Origin of the sequence: Myxococcus sp. AM010 (assembly GCF_013372585.1) — a bacterium.
Classification (GTDB): domain Bacteria; phylum Myxococcota; class Myxococcia; order Myxococcales; family Myxococcaceae; genus Myxococcus; species Myxococcus vastator.
Map to the genome: position 1 here is coordinate 26,959 of NZ_JABXEO010000021.1, position 24,725 is coordinate 51,683.

Sequence of the window (24,725 nt, forward strand, 5' to 3'; positions counted from 1 at the left end):
AGTGGATAATGAGAATGATTCTCATTATTGATGCGACGCAGATATGTGCCACGCAGCGTCAGGGGTGTCAAGAAGGGAAGTAGGGAATTGCCGGTAACGAAAACTGCGATGGCCGCCGGGTCGGGCTGTCGAAAGGCTCAGGCCGGTGTGCCGGGCTCGACCGGGGCCGGGGCATTCACGTCGATACCGTCCCGGCGCAGCTCGTCAGGGCTGGCCGCAACGGCCAGGGTGTCGGGCGGGTTGTCGTACCAGCCTGGGTCCGCGTAGCGCTCCAGCCGTTCGCGAACCTTGAGCACGGTGAACATGCCTCCCACGGTCATGTAGCCATGCTTGCCCTGGGCCCCCAGCATGGGAATGGAGTTGGGCGGGACGGGCATCCCCATCTCGCCCATCTCCGCCATCCCCGTCTGGCCCATCGTCATGTAGCCCGGCAACAGTGTGCGGACCTTCGCGTCCAGGTTCCCCGGCTTCACGCCAATCATATTGGGGAACGCATGGCCCATCTGGTTCATCATGTGGTGCGTCATGTGACAGTGCAGGGCCCAGTCCCCTGGAACGTCCGCCACGAACTCGATGACGCGTGTGCTGCCCACGGGGACGAGCACCGTCCCCTCGGGTTGTTGCGCGGACTCGGGGACTCGCCCGCCATCCGTCTCGGTGATGCGGAAGTGAAAGCCGTGCAGGTGGATGGGGTGGTGGTTTTGCGGGCTCAGGTTGCCCAGCCGGATGCGGACTCGCTCGCCCTGGCGCACCACGAGCGGCTCCGTGCCCGGGAACGCCTTCGCGTTCATGGTGAGCACGTTGAAGTCCGTCATCTCATTCGGATTGGGCCGTCCGGTGCCGACGTCGATGCGCCACTCATGCAGCAGGATGACGAAGTCCCGGTCGACGCGGGGCCCCACGGGTCGGCGCGGGTGGATGATGAACATGCCCGTCATCCCGAGGCCAATCTGTGTCATCTCGTCATGGTGCGAGTGGTACATGTTCGTACTCGCCTGGCGCAGGGTGAACTCGTATCGGAACGTCTCACCTGGGGCGATGGACTTGTGGCTGAGGCCACCCACTCCGTCCATGCCGCTGGGGAGCAGGATGCCGTGCCAGTGGATGGTGGTGGCCGCGGGTAGCCGGTTCGTGACGTAGATGCGCACCCGGTCACCCTCCACCGCTTCGATGGTGGGCCCGTGGACCCGGCCGTTGTAGCCCCAGCAGCACGCGTTCAGTCCCGGGGCAAACTCATGCTCCACCTCCTCGGCCACCAGGTGGAAGACCTTCACGTTGTCCACGACCTTCCACGGCAGCTTGGAGCCATTGGGCACCACCACGGGCCGGTAGTTCCGGTTGGGCTGTCGTGCGTGCCGCTGGCCGGTGTCAGCGAGGGAGCGCTCGCGAGGCCCGGAGGCCCCTGGGACGGCGGACTGGGCGCGAGCCGCGGAGCCGCTCAGCAGGAGTGCGCCTCCGGTGAGCGTGGCCCCCGTGGTGACCAGCAGGGTCCGCCGCGTCAGCGCTCCCTTGACGTCAGTCTCCGGGAGGCCTCCGGGAGTCCCCCCGCGCTCCGGTGCTCCGAGGGCGTCATCCTCACAGCCCGATGCGCGCTCGGGTTCAGTCGCGCGGGTGCTCATGGGGCCTCTTCGTGCCATGGGGGGGTGTCCTGTCCGTGCCCGGTGTGCGTCCCGGGCTGAGCTGGCTGCGTGGGAGAGGGCGTGGGGGACTCGCTGCCCGCCCGAAGCCGGCCGCCCACGAGCTGCTCCAGGTCGGCCCGCGCCATCCAGTAGTCGCGGACGGACTCGATGTAGCCCTGATACGCCTCCACCTGCTCGCGCCTGGCGGAGAGCAGCTGAAAGAGGCCTATCTGCATGGCGTTGTACTGGAGCTGCGACTGCGCGACGACCTTCTCACGAAGAGGCAGCACCACCCGCCGGTAGCGGTCGGCAATCAGACGAAGCGACAGCAGCCGGGCGCGGGCGGCGCGAACCTCCGAGCGGGCGTTGACGGACAGCGCCATCAGTCGCCGCTCGCCCTGGCGGTGCTGCGCTTCCAGCCGAGTGATGAGGGCCTGTCGCTGGTCGAAGATGGGCAACTCCAAAGACAGGGTCGGGCCAAAGAGCCTGGGGCCGTCCGCGTCCCGGTGCTCGTGAACGCCCACGTCCACGCGCCCGAAGAAGCGTGTACTCCGCGCGAGTTCCAGCGCATTCCAGAGCAGCATGGTTTGCTTTCGGGCCGCGTCGATGTCCAGCCGTTGACGGATGGCGAGCGACTCCAGGTGCTCCAGTGAGGCCTCCTGGTCAGGCAACGGCGGGAGCTTCTCGGAGAGGGTCCACTGCGTGCGTTGCCCCCACAGCCCCATGAGGCGGTTGAGGTGCTCCCGGGCCTCCACCAGGGCGAGCTCACCCTCCGCCAGCTCGAGCCGGGCTCCCTCGGCGGCTGCTTGTTCACTCGCAAGGTCCAGCTCGGTGAGGTTGCCCGCGGTGCGCAGCCGGGCGGAGAGGTCCGTCGCCGCCTCGGCCACCTGGAGCGCCATGCGGCGCAGCTCCACGAACTGCTGGAGCGACTGCACCTGACTGAAGGCCTTACGCACCTCGGCCGCGGTGGCCAGCGCCTCGTGCGCCACCCGTAGCGTGTCGGCCATGAACTGCTCCCGGGCGACGCGCTTGCGCAGGGGCAGCGTGAAGAGGTCCACGAAGTCCTGCACCAACGAGACCTCGTGCTCTGACACGCCACGCCCGGCAATGGGAAAGCCGATGCTCCCGCCCAACGTCGGGTTGGAGAGCAGGCCGGCCTGAACCATGTCGGCCTGCGAGACGCCCAGGTCCTCGTAGGTGGCCTGGAGCGCCGGGTTGTTGAGCAGGGCCACCTCCACCGCGCGGTCCGAGGTGAGGTCCTCCTTCAGGAGCGCGTCGAGATGGCGCGCGACCTCGGCGTCCTCCGGAGTGCCCTGGTTCCAACGTGTCTTTCGGCCCAGCCGCTCCTCGACGAGCGCCGCTACCTCCGCGTGGCCCCGCTCTTTCTGGATGGACGCGCAACCGCCCGCGAGCAGTGCCGCGCCCACGCGCAAGGACCACCTCACGGAGGTCCACCGTGTCCGGGGGCGTGGTCATGGTCGGGCGACGCAGCACCCGGGGGCCCCGCGTCCCGTGCCTCCGTGCCACCAGGTGCGGGCGCCTCCGGAGTGGAGGCCGTGAATGCGGTCAACCCGGGCGCATGAGGGGCCTCGGGCGCATCCGGATTCGATGGGTCCATTGATGCGGGCAACCTCTTCGGCTCGGAGACACAGGCAGCGCAGGAGGCGATGCTCGCCAGCACCAAGAGGTTTCGGAACATGGGGACCTCGATGGGGGGGCCGTACCACCTGCCTCCGCTCGCCGAAAGTCACCGATGGCGCATTGACGCTCCGGAACATTGAAGCTGTCAGGAATACGCAGCTTGGGCCAAGCGCGTCTTGCTCGTGGTCCGGGCGCTTGTCCGATGATGGGATTTCGCGTGCCACAGGCGAACGCGAGGCACGCCCCGGCCGGGTGTACAACGGGCCCTGTCCGGCGCGACGCTTGATGGCGTTGGAGTTGCAACGGAGCCGGTCCTTCATGTCCCAGCTTCTTCTGGACGTTCGCTTGTCCCTGCGCCGCATGCGGCGTGAGGCCGCCTTCACGCTGGTCCTCATCACCACGCTCGCGCTGGCCATTGGCGCCACCACCGCCGTCTTCAGCGCGGTGTACCAGGTGCTGCTGCGGCCGTTGCCGTACCGGGCGCCGGAGCAGTTGGTGACGCTGTACCAGTCGACGCCCCAGCGCGAGCGGCTGGGTGTGTCGCTGCGGTCGCTCCAGGCGTGGCGCGAGCGTGCATTCTCGTTCCAGGGGCTGGAGGGGCTGTCGATACGCGACATCACCTTGGCGGGTGACGGCGAACTGGAGCGGGTGCGCGCGGGGCGGGCCACGGCGGGCCTGTTCTCGCTCCTGGGCGTGCGGCCGTTGTTGGGACAGGACTTCCGATCGGAGACGGACGCCAACGGCCTGCTCCTGTCGCATGCGCTGTGGCAGCGGCGCTTCGGTGGCCGCACGGACGTGGTGGGACAGACGTTGAGGGTGGATGACCAACTCCACACGGTGGTGGGGGTGTTGCCCGCGGGCTTCCGCTTCGCACCGGACGTGGAGGCGTGGAAGCCGTTGGTGCTGTCCGCGGAGGAGTCGGCCGGAGGGGTGTGGCTGCGCGTGGTGGGGCGCCTGCGTGAAGGCGTGTCCGCGGAGCAGGCACGCACGGAGCTGACGGCTCTGGGCGCCGCGTTGGTGCGCGAGCCGGGCTTCACGGAGGAGCCCGCCGGAGTGCGGCTCGTGCCCTTGCACACGCAGGTGGTGGAGGGCTCCCAGGAGCGGCTATGGCTCCTGGCCGGCGTAGTGGCGCTGGTGCTGCTGGTGGCCTGCGCCAACGTGGCCAACCTGTTGCTGGCCCGGGCCTCCGCGCGGGAGCGCGAGGTGTCGGTGCGCGCCACCCTGGGCGCGGGCCGAGCGCGGCTGGTGCGGCAGTTCCTGGTGGAGAGCGGGATGCTGGCGCTCATGGGGGGCGCCGCCGGCCTGCTCCTGGCGATGTGGGGCGTGGAGCTGCTGCGCGCGCTCATGCCACCTCAGTTCGTGGACGCCGAGGCACTCCGCCTGCAGCCGCATGTCCTGGGCATCGCGCTGTTGCTCTCGGTGGTGACCAGCCTGCTCTTCGGCCTGGTCCCCGCGCTGCGGGTGTCGCGCGCGGATGCGCGGGGCGTGCTGGGCGGGCTGCGAGGCGGCGCGGGGGCCACGCGGCGTGAAGGCGGGCGCGTGGTGCTGGTGGTCGCGCAGGTGGCCCTGGCGCTGATTCCGCTGGTGGGCGCGGGCCTGATGCTCCGCACCCTCCAGGCCTTGAGCGCGGTGCCGCTGGGCTTCAATCCCCAGGGCGTCACGGTGGTGGACCTCTCCCTGCCTTCGTCGAAGTACCGGGAGGAGGCCGCCCAGCGGGCCCTCTTCTCCAGCGTGCTGGAGCGGGTGCGCGCGCTTCCGGGCGTGACGTCCGCGGGCATGTCGAGCACCGTGCCCCTGTGGGGGCGCGATGGCCTGGCGCCGGTGCTGCTGCCGGGCGAATCGGCAGCGCAGGCGGACTCCCGGGAGCGGGTCCTCTTCCGCACCACCAGCGACGGCTATTTCAACACCCTGGGCATCCCGCTGAAGGAAGGGCGCGCCATCGAAGCCTGGGATGGGCCGGGCACCGCGCCGGTGGTCGTGGTGAACGAGACGTTCGCTCGCCGCTACTTCCCCGGGCGGAGCGCGGTGGGGCAGCGCGTGCAGTTGGTGCTCGACGGTGAGCCCTTCCGCGAAGTCGTGGGCGTGGTGGGGGACGTCCAGCACAACAGCCTGGACGCGCTCCCGGCCAGCGAGGCCTTCGTCCCCATGGGACAGCTCTGGGGACTGCACTTGTTGCTCACCGTGCGTGCCTCGCAGGACGCTGCCTTGCTGGCTCCGGTGCTGCGCGAGCAGCTTCGCGCCGTGGCCCCCGCGCTCCCGAGGGCCCCCGTGCGCTCGCTGGAGTCCGTCGTGGACGCCAGCCTGGGCCACACGAAGGTGCTGGGTTCGCTGCTGGTGGCCCTGGCGGTGCTGGGGCTGGTGCTCGCGGGCGTGGGGCTCTACGGCGTGTTGTCCTATTCGGTCAGTCAGCGGACGCGCGAGCTGGGCATCCGCATGGCGCTGGGCGCGACCGGGCAACACCTGGTGTGGCGGGTGGTGGGGCAGGGGCTTTGGATGGCCGTGTCCGGCGTCCTCCTGGGGCTTGGCGGCGCCGCCGTGCTCGCGCGCAGCCTGTCCAGTGTCCTGTATGGCGTGGGTGCGTTCGACGTCGTCACCTTCACGGCCGTGCCCGCGCTGCTCGCGGCAGTGGCGTTGCTGGCCAGCTGGCTGCCCGCGCGCCGTGTCACCCGCGTGCCGCTGTACGAGGCGCTGCGCTCGGACGACTGATCGCGCAGCGCAGATGAACTGAGCGACGGCGCCGCCGCAGTGGACGTGTCCTCCGCGGCGTGTCGTCCAGGGGCTGCGCGAGCGCCAGGCAGGGCAGGAGGAGCGACAGCAGGACGGAGCGGTTCGCGTGGGAGTGCATGCGCGCGGGGCACCTCGTCAGCGCACGGCGCGCGCGGATGCCATGCCATCATTTCCGTGCCGGACTTCATGCTGAGCGAACCACGAGGCCACCCCAGGGGCCCCCTCCGGCGGGGGGACCGGAGTCACTCCCGTAGCTCGCTGTTCGGAAATGTCGGGGGTTTTGACGCCACAAAAGTCCCGACATTTCCGAACAGCGATCCACCGGGCTGCGCGCCCGACCCGTCCAGGGGATGCTCTTGGCGCATCACATGGGGTGAGCCTGGTCGTTGTTCTCGAAGCGCACAACGACCAGGCCCTTCACTCCGGATGGAGCCAGGCCGTCAGCTCACCCGGCGTACTTCTGCATCAGGCGGGTCTGCGTCTCGCTCCAATGGGACAGCGCGCGCAGCAGCTCGGCCTCGTTTTCGGGCGTCGGATGCGCCTGATAGTTCAGCCAGCGCTCACCGGCGAAATCGAAGCATTCCTCGTCCTGCGCCAGCACGTCATCGAGGAGCTGCTCCGTGGTCAGTCGTACCTTGGCCTCCTTCAGGAACCATTGATTGTAGCGCTGGTCCACAGCACGCCAGGTCTCGAGGGCGGTCCGGACCCGCGCGGGAACGTGCGGGTCCGTGGCGGCCTTCACGAGCTGCTCTTGAATCTCCTTACCCAGAGACATCTTGAAACCTCCTTACGTGTGTCATGGGCTTGACCGGAACCTGTCAACGCAAGTGAGACAGTGAGTTCGAGAGCTTCCGGAGCAGCCTCCAGTGAGGTGGAGCGCCGCGCGGGGTCGTTTATCCAGACGATAGTGGGTGGGGCCTGCGGCTCGGTTTCTCCTCCACCAAGGTCTTGCCATGGGAGGAGGCGGTTTGGCAGGCTACTTGCTGGGAAGAGAAACCGCTCCCGCGCCGAATCAGTCGCGTCATTGAGGTCTTTTGAGTGCCGCTCAAGGCGAATTCGTTGAGCGGCATTTGGGTCAGTGACTTTCAGGAAGGAGACCGCGGGTGTTCACCCTCTTTGGGCTGATACGATGGGTGTCAGTTGCCGCTGGTGCCTTGGTGGGAGGGCTTGCCGGCCTCCGGCTCGCGGTGGTGGGAGGTGGAGCGGGAGGGGCATTGGCGGGGATGGCGCTTGGATGGTGGCTGGGCGGTCTCCCATACACGCTCTCCCTGCGAGCCTTGAGGAAAGACCTCAGCGGGGCCGACTCGGTCGCACTGAAGCAGCGGTTGGTCGATGAGTATTACATTTCGGGCATGATCCTGGATGAGTTGAACAGGCGGGGGGAGGCCTGGGCATCCCTTGAGGGGGAGGTGTTTCAGATGATGCGGTCTGATTCGGTCCTCCGCAGGAGCATTGGGTTTCAGAATCTCCAACGCTTTTTTCCGGAACGGGCACGAGCCATGTCTGACTACGACCCAAGCGCCCCCACCGAGGATTGCCGCCAGCGAGTGGCGAAAATTCAAGCTTCGTCGCTGTGTTGAGTGAGGCATGCCTCTTCTCCTCGGGGATGCGCCCCATGTCACGGGCATGACCTCCCAGGTTTCATCCGAAGTGGAATGAAACGGGGCCCGACGCGAATGCATCGCGCCGGGCCCCGGAGAATGAATCGCCTTGGAGGGCGCGAGTGACTCAGTTGTACGTGGCGGTGTAGGTGCCGGCCAGGGCGCCGTCGATGAAGGCGAAGTCCACGCCCTTGATGGTGCGCGTCACCGTCGTCACGGGGGCGCCCGCGCGGGTGACGGACAGCAGCGTTTGGCCCGTCGTGGTGCGGGTGGGCACCATGAGGGACAGGTTGCGCGCGGGGCTCGCGAGGTCGAAGGTGAGCACCGTGCCGGTGAAGGCCACGGTGGACACCTGGGTGGCCTCGCGGGCATCGAGCCACGCCAGCAGCTGCTTCGCGGTGATGACGGGCACGCCTTCACGCTGGGCGGATGCGATGATGGCGGCCGAGCCGGAGGAGCCGGCCGACGGCTGCGAGTCGACGTGCATGTTGGCGTTGAAGGCGCCGTAGTAGCCCTGGGTGCCCAGCGCGTTGTCCAGCAGCGTGTCGATGTGCAGCGGGTAGGACTGGCCGGACTCGTCCGTCATCTGCGTGGCGAGCTGGTAGACGTCCAGCGGCGTGCCGTCCAGGTCCGCGAAGCGCATGGCCAGGCCGGAGCCGGTGAACAGGCCCGGGCGGTCCTGCACCCAGTAATCGGGCCAGTAGTAGTAGTTGGTGTCCAGGCGGATGCCATGCAGGCGCGACACCTTGGGCTGGGTGGACCAGTCGCTGAACGCGATGCAGTGCGTGCGGTTGGTGACGGGCGCGGGGACGGCGGGGAAGGCGGACGCGAAGCTGGCGAGCTGCGGGGTGAAGAAGTTCGGGTCCAGCGTGTTGGCCGTGTAGTCCGCGCAGCCGGTGTTGATGTGCAGGGCGTACTCGAAGCCCTGGGCCACGTAGTCGTTGGCCTGGGTGGCGCTCAGTCCGCCCACGTAGTCGTAGATGGTGCCGCGGATGCACTCCCAGTCGTCCACGCTGCAGCCGGTGGGGCTGTCCACGAGGTACTGGTCCCAGCGCTGGGAGGTGGCGCCACCCGGGTGTCCGTCGCCCGTCATCACCACGACGGCCTTGTGGGCGCTGGGGAAGTACCAGAGGCGCGGCAGTGGCGTGGTGCTCGTCTGGTGCAGCACGTTGGCGAGCAGGCGCTGCTGCTCGTCCGCCTGGGGAATCTGGACCTTGGCCAGGTTCACCCAGTCCGGCTGCGGGTCGAAGGACGCGTTGCCGTAGAACATGTCGCTGGCGCGCGCGCCCGGGCCAATGGAGGAGCCGTCCCGGTTCTGTCCCTGCCAGGCCGGGTTGCCCTGCCGCGTGTAGATGATGGACTTCGCCAGGTCATACATGAAGGCGGTGGCGGTGCCGCTGCCCACGGTGCGCTGGCTGACGGCGGTGAACGTCGTCGCGGTGGTGGCGTTCGAGTAGAGCGTGGCGACGGTGCGTGTGCCGGTGACGACGGTGCGCTGGTCCGCGAGGCCGTGGTACTGCATCGTCTCCGCGGTGATTCCCGTGCCCGGGGCCTGGGTGTCGTCGACCAGGATGTAGCCGTTGGCCTGCGTGCCCTGAGAGGCATTGAGCCCGAGCAGCGACTGGAGGTTCGCGGCGGGCCGCAGGGCGACGAGGCTGCCGCCGGCGGTGACCCAGTCGGTGATGAGCGTCACCTGGGCCGCGCTCAGCGTCTGCTCGCCGAGCACCAGCACCTTGTAGTCATCGAGGGAGACGGAGACGCCCAGGTTGCCGGCATCGGTGGTGGCGAAGGCGGCGATGCCCTCGGCCTCCAGGATTTCGCGCAGGTAGTCGGTGAAGGGGTTGCCGGGAGCGGTGGCGACCAGCACGGGGCCCGCGCCGTGGACGCCCGGCCGGGGCGGCGGTCCGTAGGACTCGAAGACGACGTCCACCCAGTAGTTGGAGTCCTGGTGGCTGCCGTTGGGGAACGTGGACGTGGAGGCATAGGCGAAGACGCCGTTGCCGCCCGAGGTGGTGGCGCCGGGCAGGGCGTGCAGCGGAGGGGCGTCCACGCCGGTGGCCAGGCCATAGCTGTCGAACGAGTAGCCGCCGAGTGGCGCGAAGTACGACGCCACATAGGTGGTGCCGGCGGTGATGGCGACGGGGGATGCGAACGTCACCTCCTGCCAGCCGACGGCCGTCTCGTGGGTGAAGGTGGCGGTGGCGAGCGGCTGGCCCGTGGCGCTCCACAGGTTGCCCACGTGCGTGCCGTGGTTGCCGCTGCCCTTGTAGAAGCGCACGCCCGTCACCTGTCCGTCCACGTCCGCGCGGAACTGCACGCCCACTTCGATGGCGGCGGTGTCAGGGGCGGTGGCGGTGCCGGGTGTGGCGGAGGGGGCGAAGAGGCGGAAGGTGTTGTCCGGAGGCTGCGTCGGGGGCAAGGCGCCGGTGGCCTGGAAGACGACGTCCACCCAGTAGTTGGAGTTGCCGAAGCTGTTGATGGGGAAGGAGCCCGCGGCGCCGTAGGTGAAGACGCCATTGCCGCCGCTGGTGCTGCCGGGCAGCGCGAAGAGGGGCGGGGTGTCCTGGCCGCTGGCGAGGCCACCGTTGTCGAAGGCGTACGCACCGACGGGGGCGTGGTACGAGGCGACGTAGGTCGTGTTGGCGGCGATGGCGACAGGGGTGGAGAACGTCACCTCCTGCCAGCCGGTGGCCGTCTCGGAGGTGAAGGTGGCGAAGGCCAGGCGCTGCCCGTTGGCGCTCCAGAGGCTCCCCACGTGGGTGCCGGTGTTGGCGGCGCCCTTGTAGAAGCGCACGCCCAGCACGTTGCCGCTCACGTTCGTCGTGAACTTCACGCCCAGCTCCACGGGGGCGGAGTCGTTGGTGACGGAGGCGACAGCGGGCGTGGCGGTGGAAGGCCACAGGGTGACGGGCTCCGCCGGGCGGAAGACGACGTCCACCCAGTAGTTCGAGTCGCCGAAGCTGCTGCTGGGGAAGGAGCCCGCGGCGCCGTAGGTGAAGACGCCGTTGCCGCCGCTGGTGGCGCCCGCGAGCGCGTGGAGGGGAGGGGCGTCCACGGCCGAGGCCAGTCCCGCGCTGGTGAAGCCGTAGGCGCCGCCGGGCGCGTGGTACGAGGCGACGTAGGTCGTGTTGGCGCTGATGCGCACGGGCGTGGAGAACATCACCTCCTGCCAGCCGGAGGCCGTCTCACCGGTGAAGGTGGCGAAGGCGAGGCGCGCGCCCGCGGCGCTCCAGAGACTGCCCACGTGGGTGCCGGTGTTGGCGGTGCCCTTGTAGAAGCGGATGCCGAGGATGTCTCCCTCGATGTCGGACTGGAACTTCACGCCCAGCTCCACCGGGGCGAAGTCATTGGTGACGGAGGGGACGGCCGGGGTGGAGGTGGGGGCGAACAGCGTGTACGTCGGCTGGGCGCGCGCGGCGGTGGGCAGCGCGAGCAGGACGGCCGCGAGCAGCGCCAGCGCATGGGCGCGTGGCTGCCTCGCGACCCAGTTGGGCCGTGGCTTCGAGGGTGTCATTCGGACTTCTCCTTGGGGGATGGCACGACGGGGCAGAGCAGCAAAGGCATCTTGCTGTCTGCCCCTGGCGTGGACAATGACGCGAGACGTAGGTCCGTGAGCCATTGCCGCATGACGCGATTTTTGGCTTCCAGGTGGCCGGACGTCTCCGGTGTCGGTTGTCCGCGGCCGTGCTACTGCTTGCGATAGCAGTAGAACACGGGGTAATCGACGCCGGAGGTTCCCAGTATCTGGACCGCCTTGAAGCCATCCGGGCAAGACGCCATTCCGGTGAGGGGATTCACATACGGGCCGCCGCTGCCTTCACCGTACATTCCGCCAAAGCGGAAGGGAGACGGCAGATGGGGCTCGTAGGGACGGTGGCAGTAGCGGAGGTCGTAGTCGATGCCCGAGGACCCCAACGCCGCGTCGGTCAGGTAGCCATTGGGGCATGAGGCGGCCTGGGTGATGTCATTCTTGTAGGCGCCGATACTCCCGAAGCCATACGCCCCGCCGAACTCCGCCAGGGGCACGGTCCCTTCCACCGCGTAGCGGCCACAGAAGTACATGTTGTAGTCGACGTTGGTCGTCCCCAGCGTCTGGTACGCCGTGTACTCCGGAGGGCAGGAGGGGCTTCCGGTATAGGGGTTGACGTAGGTGCCCCCATTGAAGAACCCATACATGCCTCCGAAGTGCATGTATGCGTCCTGCCCGAAGACCTGGACCTCGGCGAGGCTCAGGGGGTTGTTGGTGGTGCCGAGCTGGACGCGGACATAGCGGGCCTTGCTGTGGATGCTGAAGGAGGTCTGCCGCGGCGCCACGCCCGCGAAGGGGTAGTCCTGCCAGGTCGTGCCGTTGTCCGAGATGCGCACCCGGAAGTTCTGGAGCCGGTCCGAGCAACAGTCGGTGCGGTTGTAGAGGACCACGTTGGAGATGAGGTGTGACGCCTGGAGGTCGACCTGCCACCACGGCTGGGTTTGTTGGCTTTGCAGGGCGGTGTGGGTGACGGAGCCGTCCCAGAAGTCGCCGTCGGTATTTCCGTCCACCGCGAGCGACGGCTCACCGCCGCCGCCGAGATAGAAGCTCGACTGCTGCGTCGGCTTGCCGAGCGCGAGGTTGGGAGTGGGGAGCAGCGCCTGCGGCGCGGTGGTGCCAGTGAGGTCAGCTGGAGGGAGCTGCTCGGCGGCGTCGGGGGAGCACGCGCCAAGGAGCGCGGCGCCCGCGAGGCTGACGAACCAGGGGAGGCGGAACATTCGGGTCGGGGACATGTATCGGTCTCTGGATGGGGTTCACGCGGCCGGAGGGGCCGGCGACATACCGGCTCGCCGCGACCGCGCGCCGCTGCCCAGAGCAGCCGACGTGCCACGGGGCCGCCGCCCGAGGCTTCTGTGGGGGAGCGGCCCTTCCACGCGTGGGAACGGCCGGTTTCCACGCGTGGAAACCGGCGGCCGACGCGTGGAGCGTGAACCCCGGAGCGGCGCGGAAACCCACCAATGCCCTCGGGCGCTGCGACTCCTCGAACTGCTCCAGGGCCATGTGGCGCGGGACGAGCCGAGGCTGGCCGAGGACGAACCCCTCGCGGAGGCACGCGGGGGCGGCTAGCCTCCCGAGCCACCATGACTCCCGAGGAGAAGCAGAGACTCATCGAGCGCGCTCGCGCCATCCTCCTGAATCATGTGCCCCACTGGGAGCGGGCGACTCGCGAGGAGGGGAGGCCACTCAGTGCCTACGCGCAGCTGGCGGACGCGGTCAGGGGGGCTCTCGCGGGAGACCCGGGCGTGATTCCCACGCTGCACCGCGTCTTGGACGAGCGGTTCTTCGCGCGGACGAACTCCATGAATGAGAGCGCGCTGGCCTCCTTGAGCCTCGCTCTGCTTGGCGACCGCGCGTCCATCCCAAGGATTCGCGCGGCGCACGCCTTCAACCTGAACCGCGAAGCGAAGCCCCTCGCGCTCGCGATTCTCGACGACATGGAAGAGCCGCCCTCGTCTCCGTGAGGATTCGGCCCCCCGCGCCAGGCAATTCTGCGGCGCCTCAGGGGCCGACGATGCAGTAGACCTCTAAGGTTCGCATCGTCTCCCAGGGCCATGGAGATTGTCAGACGTGGCTGGGGTGTGGCCTCTTTGCCTGTCGATGTGCTTGCAGTTGGTCCTCGGCATACGAGCGCATTTGCCAGCGACAGGACGAGCCCCATAGCTGCCTATTATAAGGCGAAGGTCCGTGACGCCCGCGTCTTCAGGCTCTGGGGCTATCACATCCCCATCATTGTCGATGAAGAGATCAAGGCTGCCCTCGAAGTGAACGGCATCGTCGGGGGCAAATTCGAAGAGGTCTGAACGACCTGCTGGGGGATCGTAAGAGCGTGGATCCCATCGCCACCCGCGCGGCTTCGATTCCCGCCGCCTCCACATTCGGAAGCCATGCAATTTCATCGGGTTTGATGGATTGATGCTGCACTGTCTTTGACGCAACGCGCCCAGGCCTCCGTAAGGTATTCTGTCAATACCCCCCAGGGGTGAGGGACGGATTTTCAGTCCGGAGTTAGGGACGGAGGACATCCCCGCACACCTCACGGAGTTGTCTGACAAGGAGAGGCGGATGTTCAACCCGATGGACTTCAACGCTCACGAGCTCATGGCTCGGAACAGGGTCACCGAGGCACTCTGCGGCTCGCTGTCCCTTCCGGAGGTCCTGTCAGCGACTCGAGCGCCGCTTCTCGAGTTCGTCCAGGCCGACTCCATGGCCCTGTGCCTCATGCGCGTCGCGCCTTCGCTCGACTTCCGATGGCACGTCCCGGGCCCTCCCATCCCCATCCTCGAGGAGTATGCCGGCGTGGTCGACCATGACTTCCTCCGGGACCCCATCCTCGCCCGGCCCGGAGTGCCCATCTGCGATACGCAGCTGCTCTCTCGCGCGGAGTACGAACGCACCCTCATCTACCAGCGCAGCCTGGAGCTGGAGCCGCGCCTGGAACACATCATGGCCGTCCTCGTGCCCATCCGGCCCGGTCTCGTTGGCGCCCTCGCGTTCTACCGGCACGAACGATACCCGTTCCCGTCCCAGAGCATCACCGCCCTCTCCGGCCTCACCAGACACCTGGCGAGCACCCTGGGCAACTGCCACGCCTATCAGGACCTGACCGCTGGCGCGCAGCTGCTTCAAGAGCTCTACCATCGCAAGGACTGCGCCTTCCTTGTCTTGAAGCCTCCCACTCGCGAGGTGTCTCGCTCCTTGCACGCCACCGCCCTGCTGGAGCGCTGGTTCACCCCTTCGGACCTCCACGCCTCCGGGCTGCCTCGCGTCCTCCAGGAGCAGTTGGATGCCCTGGTTCGGATGGACGCGGACTCGCGGATTGGGAAGAACCTCTGGGTCATCAACCATCCCGAGGGCTACCGCACGTGCCGGTTCGTCGAGCTGCCCGCCAGTGACGGACCGCGGCAATGGGCCCTCCTGCTGTCCGAGCTTCCCCACTCCATCCCACTCCCCTTGGACATGCAGCGCGCGCTCACGCCCCGCGAGCTCGACATCGCGAGGGGCGTGCTTCGAAACTGGTCCAATGGACAAATCGCCGATGAACTCAATATCTCGGGCCAGACAGTGAAGGCCCACGTGCGAAACCTCTTCGACAAGCTGGGCGTCGACGGCCGCGTCGACTTCCTTTACCAGGCAGCCCACCTCAACAGGCCGGTGTGACGCAGCCCGCGCACCCTCGCGACGGGCGGAGACTGCCGTGAGGGACCGCATGGGAAGGCGCCTCCCGAGTGCAAGGGTTCAAACGGGAGGTTCCCCCAGCTTGCGTGCGGTTGTCTCTACCTCCCGAGGGGTAGGCCGGAGGCGCCGCCCTCACGGAAGATGCACGGGTAGACGCTCCGGGCGACGCGGGCCGAGAAGAGGATTGCCTCCTGGTCCTCCGGCTCCGTCAGCCGCCCGAGGAGCCGCGCCATCTCCGCCACGTGGTCTCCGTCCAGTGCCCCGTGGCTGCGCAGGAACGTCACGGACTTGTGGATGTTGGGAATGGCGGCCACCTCCTGCAGTCGCTTGGCCCAGACGCCCGCCCGCGTCTGCGACAGGTACTCCAGCACGTACGAGGTCCCCAACGCCGCCGTCGGCACGCCCGCGCGGGACGTGAAGAAGTTCCACCCCGTATAGGCCTCCACCGCCGGGCTCCGCGCCGCCGTCTCCACGGACGCCTCCGGGCACCCCAGGTTCTTCAGGTCCGACAGCAGCCACCGGTCGTGCCCTCGCTCTTCCTCCGCCTTCTGGATCAGCAGCTCCGCCAGCTCCGGGTGCCGGCCCAGCCGCTTCAGCCGCTCGCCCGCCTCGCCGAGGATCGGCGTGCTCCAGCGGGCGTAGTGGTACGTCTGGACGAGGTAGTGGATGTAGCCCGCCGTGTCGAGGGTGCCGTCGAAGAGGCGGCGGGCGTCGGGCTGCGCATCCACCGCCGCCACCAGTCCTCGCGCCTCCGCGTCCAGCGCCGCCAACCAATTCGTCCCCGCGTCATGCTCCGCCTGTGTTCGCACGTACGTCTCCTGTCCGGTGCCCGTGGGGCTCCCGGTCGCAGCGTGTTGAAGGTAAAAGGAAGGGAGGAACCGCCCCGTTCTAGGCGGCGGGACTCGCGCTGTTTTCCAACGCGAGGAAGCGCGCCACGGAGTCCGCCGGGATTTCAGCGAGCGCCATGACGAGCGGCAGCGTGAACCACTGGAAATACGTGTCGTAGAGCGGCTCTGCGATGAAGCGCGCCCCCATCGTCGTGGCGAAGAGCGCGGGCGCCCTGGGCAGCCGCAGCCCGTCCAACAGCCCCTGCGCCGCCTTCGCCCGCTCCTCCGGCGTGTAGAAGGGACTGCGGGGATGCACCGGGGCCCGCCTCGGGTCGGGCACGGCCACACGCCAGTGCGGACTCAGCCACCCCCGACGGGCCGCCACCTTCCATGAGAGGAGCGCGTCCTCGGGCGAGTCCGTCTCCAGGTTCGCGGACGCAATCCAGTGCGTCACCCCGCGCCGCCGGCTCTCCGTGTACATGCCCGCCTGCAGCCACGTAACGGCCTCCGAGCGCCGCCACTTCGGCAACACGCAGAAGCGCGAGGGCTCCGCGAACAGCCTGTCCGGCTGGAGCAGGCCCGAGAGGTCCACTTGCTGCTCCATCTCGAGCCCCACCTTCCCACCCAGGTTCGCCGCCACCTCCGCGTTGGGCAACGCCACTCGCATGGTCGCCACCGGCTCGTCGCCGGCGTAGACGAGCACGTGCACCGTGGTGTCGAGCGTGTCGACGCAGGTCACCTCCCGCCGAGACAGCGCGGACTGCTCGGGCAGCAGTCCCATTTCTCCGCCAAAGACAGCCCAGCGGATGCGAGCCACGTCATCGAGCTCCCGCTGGGTGGTGGCAACACGCCAGCGCCAGTGCCTGCACGTCATTGGGTACGCTCCTGGTTGTGAGGCGGGCGAGTGTCTCGCCGCCCTCACACGTTCTTTCGTCGCAGGTGACGCGAGTTCGACCTCGGAGTTGGAGCGCCCCACGAGCGACAGCCACGACTCCCGCGTGCCTTCATGAGCCGCGTTGCTCGCATGCCCGGTCCCTTGCCAGGCAGGCTCACCAACACGGGCGGGTCAAACCGGCACCCGGGCTCTGGCTCCAAGTTTCCACTGCCGTTGTGCGCGCGAACGATGGCTCGTGAGCAATTCATGGGCTGACCTTCCCAGGAAGGCGTGAATAGTCAGAACATGGTCGACGCGCGCTCTTGAAGGAGGCGTCGATGGAAGGGAAGAACCGGTACCGCAACAGCGAGTCGATGATTGTCCACGGCAACCCGTCCTTCCAGGCGGCGAAGGAAGCGGGGCTGTTGGACCTGGCGGTGCACAACACGGGGCATGGCACGCTCGCGCTGCCGGACGGCCGCGAGTTCATCAACATGTGCTCGTGTTCCTACCTGGGCCTGGACGCCGAGCCCGAGGTGCTCCAGGGCGCCATCGACGTGCTCCAGCGCGAGCGCACCATGGACATGGCCATCTCCCGGCTGCGCATCCGGCTGGCCATCCTGGACGAGCTCGAAGCGAGGCTGTCCACGCTCTGGCGCTCGAAGGTCATCGTCACCACCACGGCCAGCTACGCCAGCGCGGGCCTGCTGCCGCTCATCGCATCCGGGCACCTGCTGCCGGAGGGCTCGCGGCCCGTCATGGTCTTCGACAAGTCCGCGCACTTCTCCATGAACCTCATCAAGCCCATCTGCGCGGACGAGACGGAGGTGCTGACGTCGCCGCACAATGACCTCGAGTTCCTCGAGGACGCCTGCCGCAAGCACGCGCGCGTGGCCTACGTCGCGGACGGCTTCTACTCGATGGGCGGCGCGGCGGTGGTGAAGGAGCTGCTCGCGCTCCAGGACCGCTACGGCCTGTTCCTGTACTTCGATGACTCCCACGCGCTCTCCGTCTACGGCGCGGCGGGGGAGGGCTTCGTGCGGACGCTGGCGGGGAGCGAGCTGAACCCGCGCACCATCATCATCGCGTCGCTGGGGAAGGGCTTCGGCACCGCGGGTGGCGCCGTCATGCTCGGGCCGAGCCAGCACGCGGACCTGGTGGGGCGCTTCGCCGGGCCCCTGGGCTGGTCGCAGAGCCTGTCCATCCCCGCCATTGGCGCCAGCATGGCCTCCGCGCGCATCCACAGCACGCCGGAGCTGGCGAAGCGGCAGCAGGCCCTGCGCGCCAACATCCGTCTCTTCGACGAGCACATCCCGACGCGGACCGCGGGCGAGGACTTCCCCATCAAGGTCATCGACGTCGGCCCGGAGGACGTCGCGGTGGAGCGCTCGCGGCGCCTGCTGGAGCGCGGGTTCTATTCGTCGGCGGTGTTCTTCCCCATCGTCCCGAAGGGACGCGCGGGCCTGCGCATCATGTTGCGGTCCAACCTGTCGCAGGCGGACGTGCGGCGTTTGTGCGACGCCGTGCGGGAGATTTCCGCACCCACAGCCTGAGTGAGTGGAGGTGGCGTCATGCCGTTGTCCATGGCTTGCAGGTCCATGCTGGTGACGCCCGCGCTGGAGCCGACGCGCTTCGACAAGGCGGCGGAGGTGGGCGCGGACGTGGGGTTGCTCGACCTGGAGGACGGCGTGCCCAGGGCCTTCAAGCCCGAGGCACGCCACCTGGCCACCGAGCACCTGGCGCGAGGCCGCCGCTCGCGCCCCATGGCGTTGCGAATCAACAGCCTGCGCACGGAGGACGGGCTCCGGGACGTGCTGGCCCTGCTGGACACGGGGGCCCGGCCCGACATCGTCCTGCTCCCCAAGGTGGAGTCACCCGCCGAGCTGCAACAACTCGACGCGCTGCTGAGTCCCCGGCTGCCGGACGTGGCGCTGCTGGCCATCATCGAGACGTCGCGGGGCGTGGCCTCGGTGGAGGACATCGCGAGCGCGACGCCGCGGCTCCAGGGGCTCGTGTTCGGCGCGGCCGACCTGTCCGCGCAGCTGGGAATCCCGCTGACGTGGGAGCCGATGCTGTACGCGCGCGCGCGCATCGCCATGGCGGCGGGGGCGGCGGGGCTGTCCGCCATCGACTCACCGTACTTCGACCTGGCGGACCTGGACGCGGTGGAGGAGGAGACGCGCCGCGCCCGGGCGCTGGGGTTCGGCGGGAAGATTGTCATCCACCCGGCCCAGGTGGCCGCCGTCCACCGGGCCCTGCGTCCGTGCGCGCGCTCGGTGGACCACGCGCGCCGCGTGGTGGCGCAGGCGGAGGACGGGAAGGGAGGCATCCGGCGCCTGGGCAACGGCATGGTGGGGCCTCCGCTGGTGGCGGCCGCGCGGCGGGTCCTGGCCAACGAGCACCGGATGGAGGAGCTGGAGTCCGCGCCCCGGCGGCAGGGCGCCAGGACAGGAGACACATGAAGAAGATGGTCACCGCCCACAAGAAGGTGGGCAAGCAGCGCTACCGCGAGACGCACGGCCTCTACTTCGACGACTTCGAGGTGGGGGACGTGTTCGAGCACCGGCCCGGGCGCACGCTCACCGACGTGGACAACATGTGGCAGTCCCTGCTGTGTCTCAACACGCATCCGCTGCACATCGACGCGGTGTATGCCAGCAAGACGGAGTGGAAGCGGCCGCTGATGTCCAGCCTGGTGACGCTGGCCATCGTCGGCGGCATGAGCCTCAACAGCACCAGCGCGAAGGGCGTGGCGAACCTCGGCTGGGACAAGGTCCGGCTGACGGCGCCCGTCTTCGTGGGGGACACCATCTACGCGGAGAGCCGCGTGCTGGCCAAGCGCAGGTCCCGCTCCCGCGGAACGCAGGGCATCGTCTCCGTGGAGACGAAGGGCGTGAAGGCGGACGGCACCGTGTTCATGACGTTCGAGCGCTCGTTCCTGGTGCCGCTCAAGAAGCACAGCGTGGACGTGGATGCGAACTACTGACGCGGTGATGCGCGCGGTGACGCAGGACAGACCGGGCGGGCCGGAGGTCTTCCGGCTGTGTGCGCTGCCGCGTCCGATGCCGGGTCCGCGTCAGCTCCGCGTCCGGGTGCGCGCGTCCGCCCTCAATCGCGGAGACATCCTCCAGCGCAGCGGGGCCTACCCGCTGCCTCCGGGAGTGGCCAGTCCGTTGATTGGCGTGGAGGTCGCGGGCGAGGTGGAGGCGCGCGGCGCGGAGGTGCACGGCTTCGAGCCCGGCCAGCGTGTCTTCGGATTGGTGGATGGCGGCGGCTACGCGGACGCATGCCTCATGGAGGCGGGGATGGCCATCCCCATGCCGGCCGGCTGGAGCTTCGTGGAGGCGGCGGCGACGCCGGAGGCCTTCTTCACCGCGCACGAAGCCTTGCTGGAGCTGGGCGGCCTGCGCGCGGGACAGGCGGTGCTCGTCCACGCGGGAGGCAGCGGCGTTGGCACCGCGTGCATCCAGGTGGCCCGCGCGGTGGGCGCGCGGGTGTTCTTCACGGTGAGCACCGAGGCGAAGCGCCGCCGCTGCCTGGCCCTGGGTGGAGAGGCGGGCGTGCTGCGCACCGAGCAGGACTTCGCGCGGGAGCTGCCCGTCCTCACGGGAGGCGCGGGGGTGGACCTGGTGGCGGACTTCGTGGGCGGCGCGGCGCTGGCGCGGAACCTGTCCGTGTTGAAGTTCGGCGGCTGCCTGCTCCTGCTGGGCGTGCTGGACGGGATGGAGGGCGCGCTGGACGTGCGGCAGGCCATCCTGCGCCGGCTCCAGCTTCGCGGCATGTCGCTGCGCCCGCTGCCCCTGGAAGAGAAGGTGGCCGTCACGCGCCGCTTCCGCGAGCGGTGGCTGCCGGAGCTGGAGGCGGGGCGGGTGCGTCCCATCATCGACTCCACGTTTCCGCTGGAGCGCGTGGCGGACGCGCACCGACGCATGGAGTCCAATGCCAGCTTCGGGAAGATAGTCCTGGAGCTGTAGGCGGCTCAGGGGCGGACGACGCAGCGGAACCCGATGTGCGACGTGCCGCTGTCCTCGGCCTGGGGTGAGCGCGCCGCCGGGCGGTAGCGCAGGCAGTAGTTGGGCGCGCACAGGTGGCTGCCGCCCTTGAGGACGCGCCGGGGAATCTTCACCTTCGGCAGGCATGGGTCCAGGCTGCGATCCGACGTGGCCGGTCCCCGGGGATTGACGGGGATGCAGCAGGGCTTCCCGCCGTGGCTCTCGTGCCGCTCCTGGTACCAGTCCGAGGTCCACTCCCACACGTTGCCGGCCATGTCGAAGAGGCCGAAGGCGTTCGGTGGGAAGCTGCCCACGGGGGACGTGCCCTCGAAGCCGTCCGTGTTCAGGTTCCGCCAGGGAAACTCGCCCTGCCAGGTGTTGGCCATCAGCTTGCCCCCCGGCGCGAACTCGTCGCCCCAGACGTAGACTTTCCGCTCCAGTCCTCCGCGCGCGGCGTACTCCCACTCCGCCTCGGTGGGCAGCGCCTTGCCCGCCCAGTGCGCATAGGCGAGCGCGTCCTCGAAGCAGACGTGCACCACCGGGTACTGCTCGCGTCCCTGCCACGTGCTGTCCGGGCCTTCAGGGTGCTTCCAGCAGGCGCCCGCCGTGTAGAACCACCACTGCGTCAAGTCCCGCAGGTCCACGCGCGCCAGCGTCTTCTTGAAGACGAGCGAGCCCGGGACGAGCAGCGCCGGATTCGCGCCGGGAAAGTCGTCGGGGTTCAAGGGGCGCTCGGCCACGGTGACGTAGCCGGTGGCCTCCACGAAGCGCGCGAAGTCCGAGTTCGTCACCGGCTGGCTGTCGATCCAGAAGTCCGTCACCGTCACCTGATGCGTCGGCCGCTCCTCCGGATAGTGGTGGTCCGAGCCCATCCAGAACGTCCCACCAGGGATGTAGACCATGCCCGGTAGCGAGCGGGCTTCCTGCGCCGTGCCGCCCTCAAGGGGCCGGCCGCCCCGGGCCGCGACTTCGTCGACGACGTCGATGCTCATGTGCGTGCCTCCTTCCCTGCGAGAACGGAGGGGCGCGCCGTGCCCCGGCTTGAAACGTGGGGGCCGCGCGGCACGGAGCAATCCGGCCCTCGGGGGTAGGCCTCGTGTCCGTGCCTGGGCCTCCCGGTCGTCCCTGGCGCGGAGGCCGCTTGTGGGTTCCTGGACGCATCCCCAACGTGGAGACGGCGCCCACATGGACCCGCATTCGACGATTGCTGAATTCTCCCTGGTGAAGGGCGGGCTGCTCTTCGAAACCGAGCGCCGGCTCCGGCGGGGCCCGCGCAAGCGCCATGACCTGGTGTGGCGGGCGCTGGCCTTCTCGGCGATTGGATGGCTGCCCCTGCTGCTCTTCACGCTGCCGTCGGGCGGTGCGACCGTGAACTCCCTGTTCATGGAGCTCCAGGTCCATGCGCAGTTGTTGATCGCGCTGCCCGTGCTTCTCGTCGCGGAGCCCTACATTGATTGCCGCCTGTCGGCCGCGGTCCGCCAGTTCCTCAATTCAAACCTGGTGGCGACGGATGGCCTTCAGACGTTCGAAGAAGATGCCCGTCGCGTCATGCGGTGGCGGGACAGCTATGTCGTGGAGGCGCTGCTGCTCATCCTGGCGTATGCGCTCACGTTCATCGCCCCTGCCGACGCCAGCCGGTCGTGGACCCTCAGCGGTGACGGGTATTCGATGGCGGGTTGGTGGAACCTGGCCGTGAGCCAGCCCCTGTTCCGGTTCCTGGCGCTCCGGTGGATCTGGCGCGGCGTCGTGTGGAGCGCCTTCCTGCTGCGCGTGTCTCGGCTGCCGTTGACGCTGGTGCCGACACATCCGGACATGATGGGCGGGCTCGGGTTCCTGCCCCTCTGCCAGGCCAGCTTTTCGCCCGTGGTGTTCTCCCTGGCCGTGGTGGTGGCGGCGTACACGTCCCGGGTGGAGCCCAAGGGTCTGTCGGCCAACCCCGTGGCCTATGTGATTCCGCTGATGGTCATCGCGGCCGGCGCGGTGGTGCTGGTGTTCGCGCCGATGAGCTTCTTCGTGCCCCAGCTCGTGCGGGCGAAGCGCCTGGGTGATGAGGCCTTCTCGAAGGTCGCGTCGAAGCACTCGCGGCAGTTCGAACACAAGTGGTTCCGGCGCGGACCGGAGCCGGAGCTGCTGGGAGCGCCGGAGCTGTCCTCGCTTGCGGACATCGGCACGGCCTTCACCCTGGCGCGGAAGATGCGCCTGTTTCCCTGGGACCTGCTGGCCTTGCAGGCCGTGGTGGGCTCGGCGCTGGCGCCGCTGGTCCTGCTCCTGGTGGTGGACCGGCAGTTCCTCGCCGTCCTCAAGTTCATCCACGACGGTCTGCGGTGACGCGGGCCCAGAGTGGCTCCGAGCCCGGTCATCCGGACGCGCGCTCAGAACGTTGCGCCGAGGTTCAGCATGGCGTTGTAGCTGGAGCCTCCCGCGAAGGTGACGTCCGTCACGGGCTGGTTCTCCGCGGGGGGCAGCGTGGGGACGAGCTCCTGGTCGAAGAGGAGGTTGTAGTTGGCGCGCAGGTCCGCGGTGAAGGAGCCCGTGTAGAAGCGCAGCCCCGCGCCCAGCGGCACGGCGCCGGCGGTGTCGTCGCGGTAGCCCAACACTTCGCCGCCCCGGCGGACGTTGTACCAGTTCATGCCGATGCCGCCGAGGAGGTAGGGCTGCACGGGGCTCGCCGTCAGGCCGATGGTGGCCACCGCTTGCCCACCGTTGCGGACGATGTCCGGGGTTCGCGCCAGCTCCTCCAGGCCGCGCAAGTCGATCTTGTTGATGGCGCCGGTGTAGCCCACCTCGATGCCCAGCACGGTGGACGGCTTGAGCGTGGCCGTGGCGCCATACGCCGCGCCGGGGTCGAGGCGGGGCGCCAGCCCACCGCTGTAGCCCTCCACGCCGCCGCCCACGGTGACGGTGAGCCCTCTCATGTTCGCCGCATCCTGGGCCAGGGCCCCACCGCCTCCGCACACCGCGCCCGCCACGACCAGTGCCTGGATTCGTTTCATCTCAAGTGCCTCCGACGGATGGGTTGTTCCGTCAGAAGCTGGGACCGTGGGTCGCCCGGTTCAACCTGGACCAGCCTTGCTCCGCCGCGAGCCCTCCCTCGGGTGCCTGTTGGTGGCGGAGGTGCTGATGCGGATCACGAGACGCCCGCGCATCCTGGGGGGGGGACGGGGAGGCGGCGCGCACTCGGCCTGCGCTCAGCGCTCCACCGGGCGGGGGATGTTCGGCCCTTCGTCGATGACCTCCGAGTCCGCCTTGGGCACATCGCGCTCCGGCTTCGGCTGGACTCGCGGCTCATCGCCACCCGGCTCCTCCAGCGTGTCCCACGTCCCCGACTCGTTCGTCACGGATTCGTTCTGTCCGCTGCCACCCGTGGCGGAGTCGTCGTAGACCGTCTCGTCCGACGCGGCTCTCGACTCGCGTTCCTTCTCCGCCGCGGGCTCAAAATACTCACCCGTGCTGTCGGGGTCCTCCTGCCACGCGGCCGACCGCTCGCTGGCGTCGTTGTTCGCGCAGCCCCACAGGGCCAGCATCGAGGCTGTCCCCAGTAACAATCCTTTCATCGCTCTTTCTCCAATTCGTTGTCATTTGAGTCATGCGCGTCTCTTCAAGCTGGGAGGCGCCCGGGGCCGAGGGAATGGTCCTCGCGACGGCGTGACGGAGCGCCGCGTGCTCGTGCGCCAGCACCGCGGGCGGTGGCGCGGGGCGTGGCTGCCCGGCAGGGCCCGGGCCAGTGCCACGGCGATCCAGTTGAACCAGGGGCGGCGGGCCTCTATACAGGGGCGGCGGGCGCCCTCGTGGTGAGGTCGCCTTGCCCGGACGAGGCGCGCCGTACCCGGTCAGGACAAGACGACGCGACAACGGGAGTCGTACGTCATGTCCTGGATTCTCCTCGTCATCGCGGGATTGCTCGAGGTCTGTTGGGCCATCGGGCTCAAGTACACCGAGGGCTTCACCCGGCTGGTACCCAGCGTCCTCACGGGCGGCGCCATCGTCGCCAGCATGGTGCTGTTGGGGCTCGCCACGAAGAGCCTGCCCATTGGCACGGCCTATGGAGTGTGGGTCGGCATTGGCGCGGTGGGCGCGGCCATCATGGGCATCGTGCTCTTCCAGGAGCCCGCCACGCCCGCGCGGCTCTTCTTCGTGTCGCTGCTGGTCATCTCCATCGTGGGCTTGAAGGTCACCAGCGGCCGGTAGCTGTTGGCCCGCCGCTGCTGATTTCGCAGGCGCGGTCCCTACGGGAGCGCTA

Annotated in this window: 21 protein-coding genes and 1 riboswitch; of the genes, 11 read left to right on the forward strand and 10 right to left on the reverse strand. The window is 68.8% G+C overall.

The genetic code is table 11. From position 1 onward, the window contains the following. Positions 1-137 precede the first annotated feature (137 nt). Together HV826_RS13095 and HV826_RS13100 are read right to left on the reverse strand one after the other, a co-directional pair. A complete protein-coding gene (locus HV826_RS13095; RefSeq protein WP_176417354.1) occupies positions 138-1,619 on the reverse strand; it encodes a multicopper oxidase family protein in 1,482 nt (493 codons plus the stop codon). Continuing rightward, the gene (locus tag HV826_RS13100) at positions 1,616-3,064 is read right to left on the reverse strand and encodes a TolC family protein (RefSeq protein ID WP_368670909.1); all 1,449 of its coding nucleotides are present in this window, start codon (positions 3,062-3,064) and stop codon (positions 1,616-1,618) included. The genes HV826_RS13095 and HV826_RS13100 overlap by 4 nt, the downstream gene beginning before the upstream one ends. A gap of 514 nt (positions 3,065-3,578) precedes the next feature. On the opposite strand from HV826_RS13100, the gene HV826_RS13105 reads away from it, so the two are divergent. Further along, positions 3,579-5,966: an ABC transporter permease gene (locus tag HV826_RS13105; protein ID WP_255217195.1), complete on the forward strand. Its 2,388-nt coding sequence runs from the start codon at positions 3,579-3,581 to the stop codon at positions 5,964-5,966. Between the two features lie 466 nt (positions 5,967-6,432). On the opposite strand, the gene HV826_RS13110 is transcribed toward HV826_RS13105, so the two are convergent. Then, positions 6,433-6,762, reverse strand: a complete 330-nt coding sequence (locus HV826_RS13110; RefSeq protein WP_176417356.1) for a hypothetical protein — start codon at positions 6,760-6,762, stop codon at positions 6,433-6,435. 328 nt (positions 6,763-7,090) lie between these two features. Here HV826_RS13110 and HV826_RS13115 point away from each other — a divergent pair, with 328 nt between their 5' ends. Next, positions 7,091-7,567 carry a hypothetical protein gene (locus HV826_RS13115; protein WP_176417357.1) on the forward strand — a complete coding sequence of 159 codons (477 nt, stop codon included), beginning with the start codon at positions 7,091-7,093 and terminating at the stop codon, positions 7,565-7,567. Positions 7,568-7,715: 148 nt separating this feature from the next. Here HV826_RS13115 and HV826_RS13120 read toward each other — a convergent pair whose 3' ends face one another. Then, positions 7,716-11,102 (reverse strand): DUF4082 domain-containing protein, encoded by a 3,387-nt coding sequence (locus HV826_RS13120; protein ID WP_176417358.1) that lies wholly within the window; start codon positions 11,100-11,102, stop codon positions 7,716-7,718. A gap of 173 nt (positions 11,103-11,275) precedes the next feature. Continuing rightward, complete coding sequence (locus HV826_RS13125; RefSeq protein ID WP_176417359.1) at positions 11,276-12,349, reverse strand: discoidin domain-containing protein; 1,074 nt, start codon at positions 12,347-12,349, stop codon at positions 11,276-11,278. A gap of 348 nt (positions 12,350-12,697) precedes the next feature. Between HV826_RS13125 and HV826_RS13130 the strand changes: the two genes are divergently transcribed. The 3 genes from HV826_RS13130 to HV826_RS13140 all read left to right on the forward strand — a co-directional run bounded on the left by HV826_RS13130 (position 12,698) and on the right by HV826_RS13140 (position 14,774). After that, positions 12,698-13,078 carry a hypothetical protein gene (locus tag HV826_RS13130; protein ID WP_176417360.1) on the forward strand — a complete coding sequence of 127 codons (381 nt, stop codon included), beginning with the start codon at positions 12,698-12,700 and terminating at the stop codon, positions 13,076-13,078. 90 nt (positions 13,079-13,168) lie between these two features. Next, the gene (locus HV826_RS13135) at positions 13,169-13,417 is read left to right on the forward strand and encodes a hypothetical protein (RefSeq protein WP_176417341.1); all 249 of its coding nucleotides are present in this window, start codon (positions 13,169-13,171) and stop codon (positions 13,415-13,417) included. Between the two features lie 262 nt (positions 13,418-13,679). Beyond that, positions 13,680-14,774 (forward strand): helix-turn-helix transcriptional regulator, encoded by a 1,095-nt coding sequence (locus tag HV826_RS13140; RefSeq protein WP_176417361.1) that lies wholly within the window; start codon positions 13,680-13,682, stop codon positions 14,772-14,774. A gap of 116 nt (positions 14,775-14,890) precedes the next feature. Here HV826_RS13140 and HV826_RS13145 read toward each other — a convergent pair whose 3' ends face one another. Together HV826_RS13145 and HV826_RS13150 are read right to left on the reverse strand one after the other, a co-directional pair. Next, positions 14,891-15,601 (reverse strand): iron-containing redox enzyme family protein, encoded by a 711-nt coding sequence (locus HV826_RS13145; protein WP_176417362.1) that lies wholly within the window; start codon positions 15,599-15,601, stop codon positions 14,891-14,893. Between the two features lie 79 nt (positions 15,602-15,680). Then, on the reverse strand, positions 15,681-16,493 hold the full coding sequence (locus HV826_RS13150) for a GNAT family N-acetyltransferase (protein ID WP_176417363.1): 813 nt from the start codon (positions 16,491-16,493) through the stop codon (positions 15,681-15,683). Positions 16,494-16,831: 338 nt separating this feature from the next. On the opposite strand from HV826_RS13150, the gene HV826_RS13155 reads away from it, so the two are divergent. The 4 genes from HV826_RS13155 to HV826_RS13170 are packed head-to-tail and all read left to right on the forward strand — an operon-like array spanning position 16,832 to position 20,467. Further along, entirely contained in the window at positions 16,832-18,046 is a 1,215-nt protein-coding gene (locus HV826_RS13155; protein ID WP_176417364.1) for an aminotransferase class I/II-fold pyridoxal phosphate-dependent enzyme, read from the forward strand. Positions 18,047-18,064: 18 nt separating this feature from the next. Further along, positions 18,065-18,955 (forward strand): aldolase/citrate lyase family protein, encoded by an 891-nt coding sequence (locus HV826_RS13160; protein ID WP_255217196.1) that lies wholly within the window; start codon positions 18,065-18,067, stop codon positions 18,953-18,955. Beyond that, entirely contained in the window at positions 18,952-19,479 is a 528-nt protein-coding gene (locus HV826_RS13165; RefSeq protein ID WP_163781990.1) for a MaoC/PaaZ C-terminal domain-containing protein, read from the forward strand. Before HV826_RS13160 ends, HV826_RS13165 begins: the two co-directional genes overlap by 4 nt. Next, positions 19,466-20,467, forward strand: coding sequence for an NAD(P)H-quinone oxidoreductase (locus HV826_RS13170; RefSeq protein ID WP_255217197.1), 1,002 nt, complete (start codon positions 19,466-19,468; stop codon positions 20,465-20,467). The genes HV826_RS13165 and HV826_RS13170 overlap by 14 nt, the downstream gene beginning before the upstream one ends. A gap of 5 nt (positions 20,468-20,472) precedes the next feature. Here HV826_RS13170 and HV826_RS13175 read toward each other — a convergent pair whose 3' ends face one another. Continuing rightward, on the reverse strand, positions 20,473-21,477 hold the full coding sequence (locus HV826_RS13175) for a formylglycine-generating enzyme family protein (RefSeq protein ID WP_176417365.1): 1,005 nt from the start codon (positions 21,475-21,477) through the stop codon (positions 20,473-20,475). Between the two features lie 193 nt (positions 21,478-21,670). On the opposite strand from HV826_RS13175, the gene HV826_RS13180 reads away from it, so the two are divergent. Beyond that, a complete protein-coding gene (locus HV826_RS13180) occupies positions 21,671-22,813 on the forward strand; it encodes a hypothetical protein (RefSeq protein ID WP_176417366.1) in 1,143 nt (380 codons plus the stop codon). A 44-nt stretch (positions 22,814-22,857) separates the two neighbouring features. Here HV826_RS13180 and HV826_RS13185 read toward each other — a convergent pair whose 3' ends face one another. Together HV826_RS13185 and HV826_RS13190 are read right to left on the reverse strand one after the other, a co-directional pair. Then, a complete protein-coding gene (locus HV826_RS13185) occupies positions 22,858-23,478 on the reverse strand; it encodes a hypothetical protein (protein ID WP_176417367.1) in 621 nt (206 codons plus the stop codon). A gap of 195 nt (positions 23,479-23,673) precedes the next feature. Beyond that, positions 23,674-24,039 carry a hypothetical protein gene (locus HV826_RS13190; protein ID WP_176417368.1) on the reverse strand — a complete coding sequence of 122 codons (366 nt, stop codon included), beginning with the start codon at positions 24,037-24,039 and terminating at the stop codon, positions 23,674-23,676. Positions 24,040-24,271: 232 nt separating this feature from the next. After that, a riboswitch (guanidine-III (ykkC-III) riboswitch) is annotated at positions 24,272-24,335 on the forward strand. Between the two features lie 17 nt (positions 24,336-24,352). Between HV826_RS13190 and sugE the strand changes: the two genes are divergently transcribed. Then, positions 24,353-24,673 carry a quaternary ammonium compound efflux SMR transporter SugE gene (sugE, locus tag HV826_RS13195; RefSeq protein WP_176417369.1) on the forward strand — a complete coding sequence of 107 codons (321 nt, stop codon included), beginning with the start codon at positions 24,353-24,355 and terminating at the stop codon, positions 24,671-24,673. The last annotated feature ends 52 nt before the right edge of the window (positions 24,674-24,725 follow it).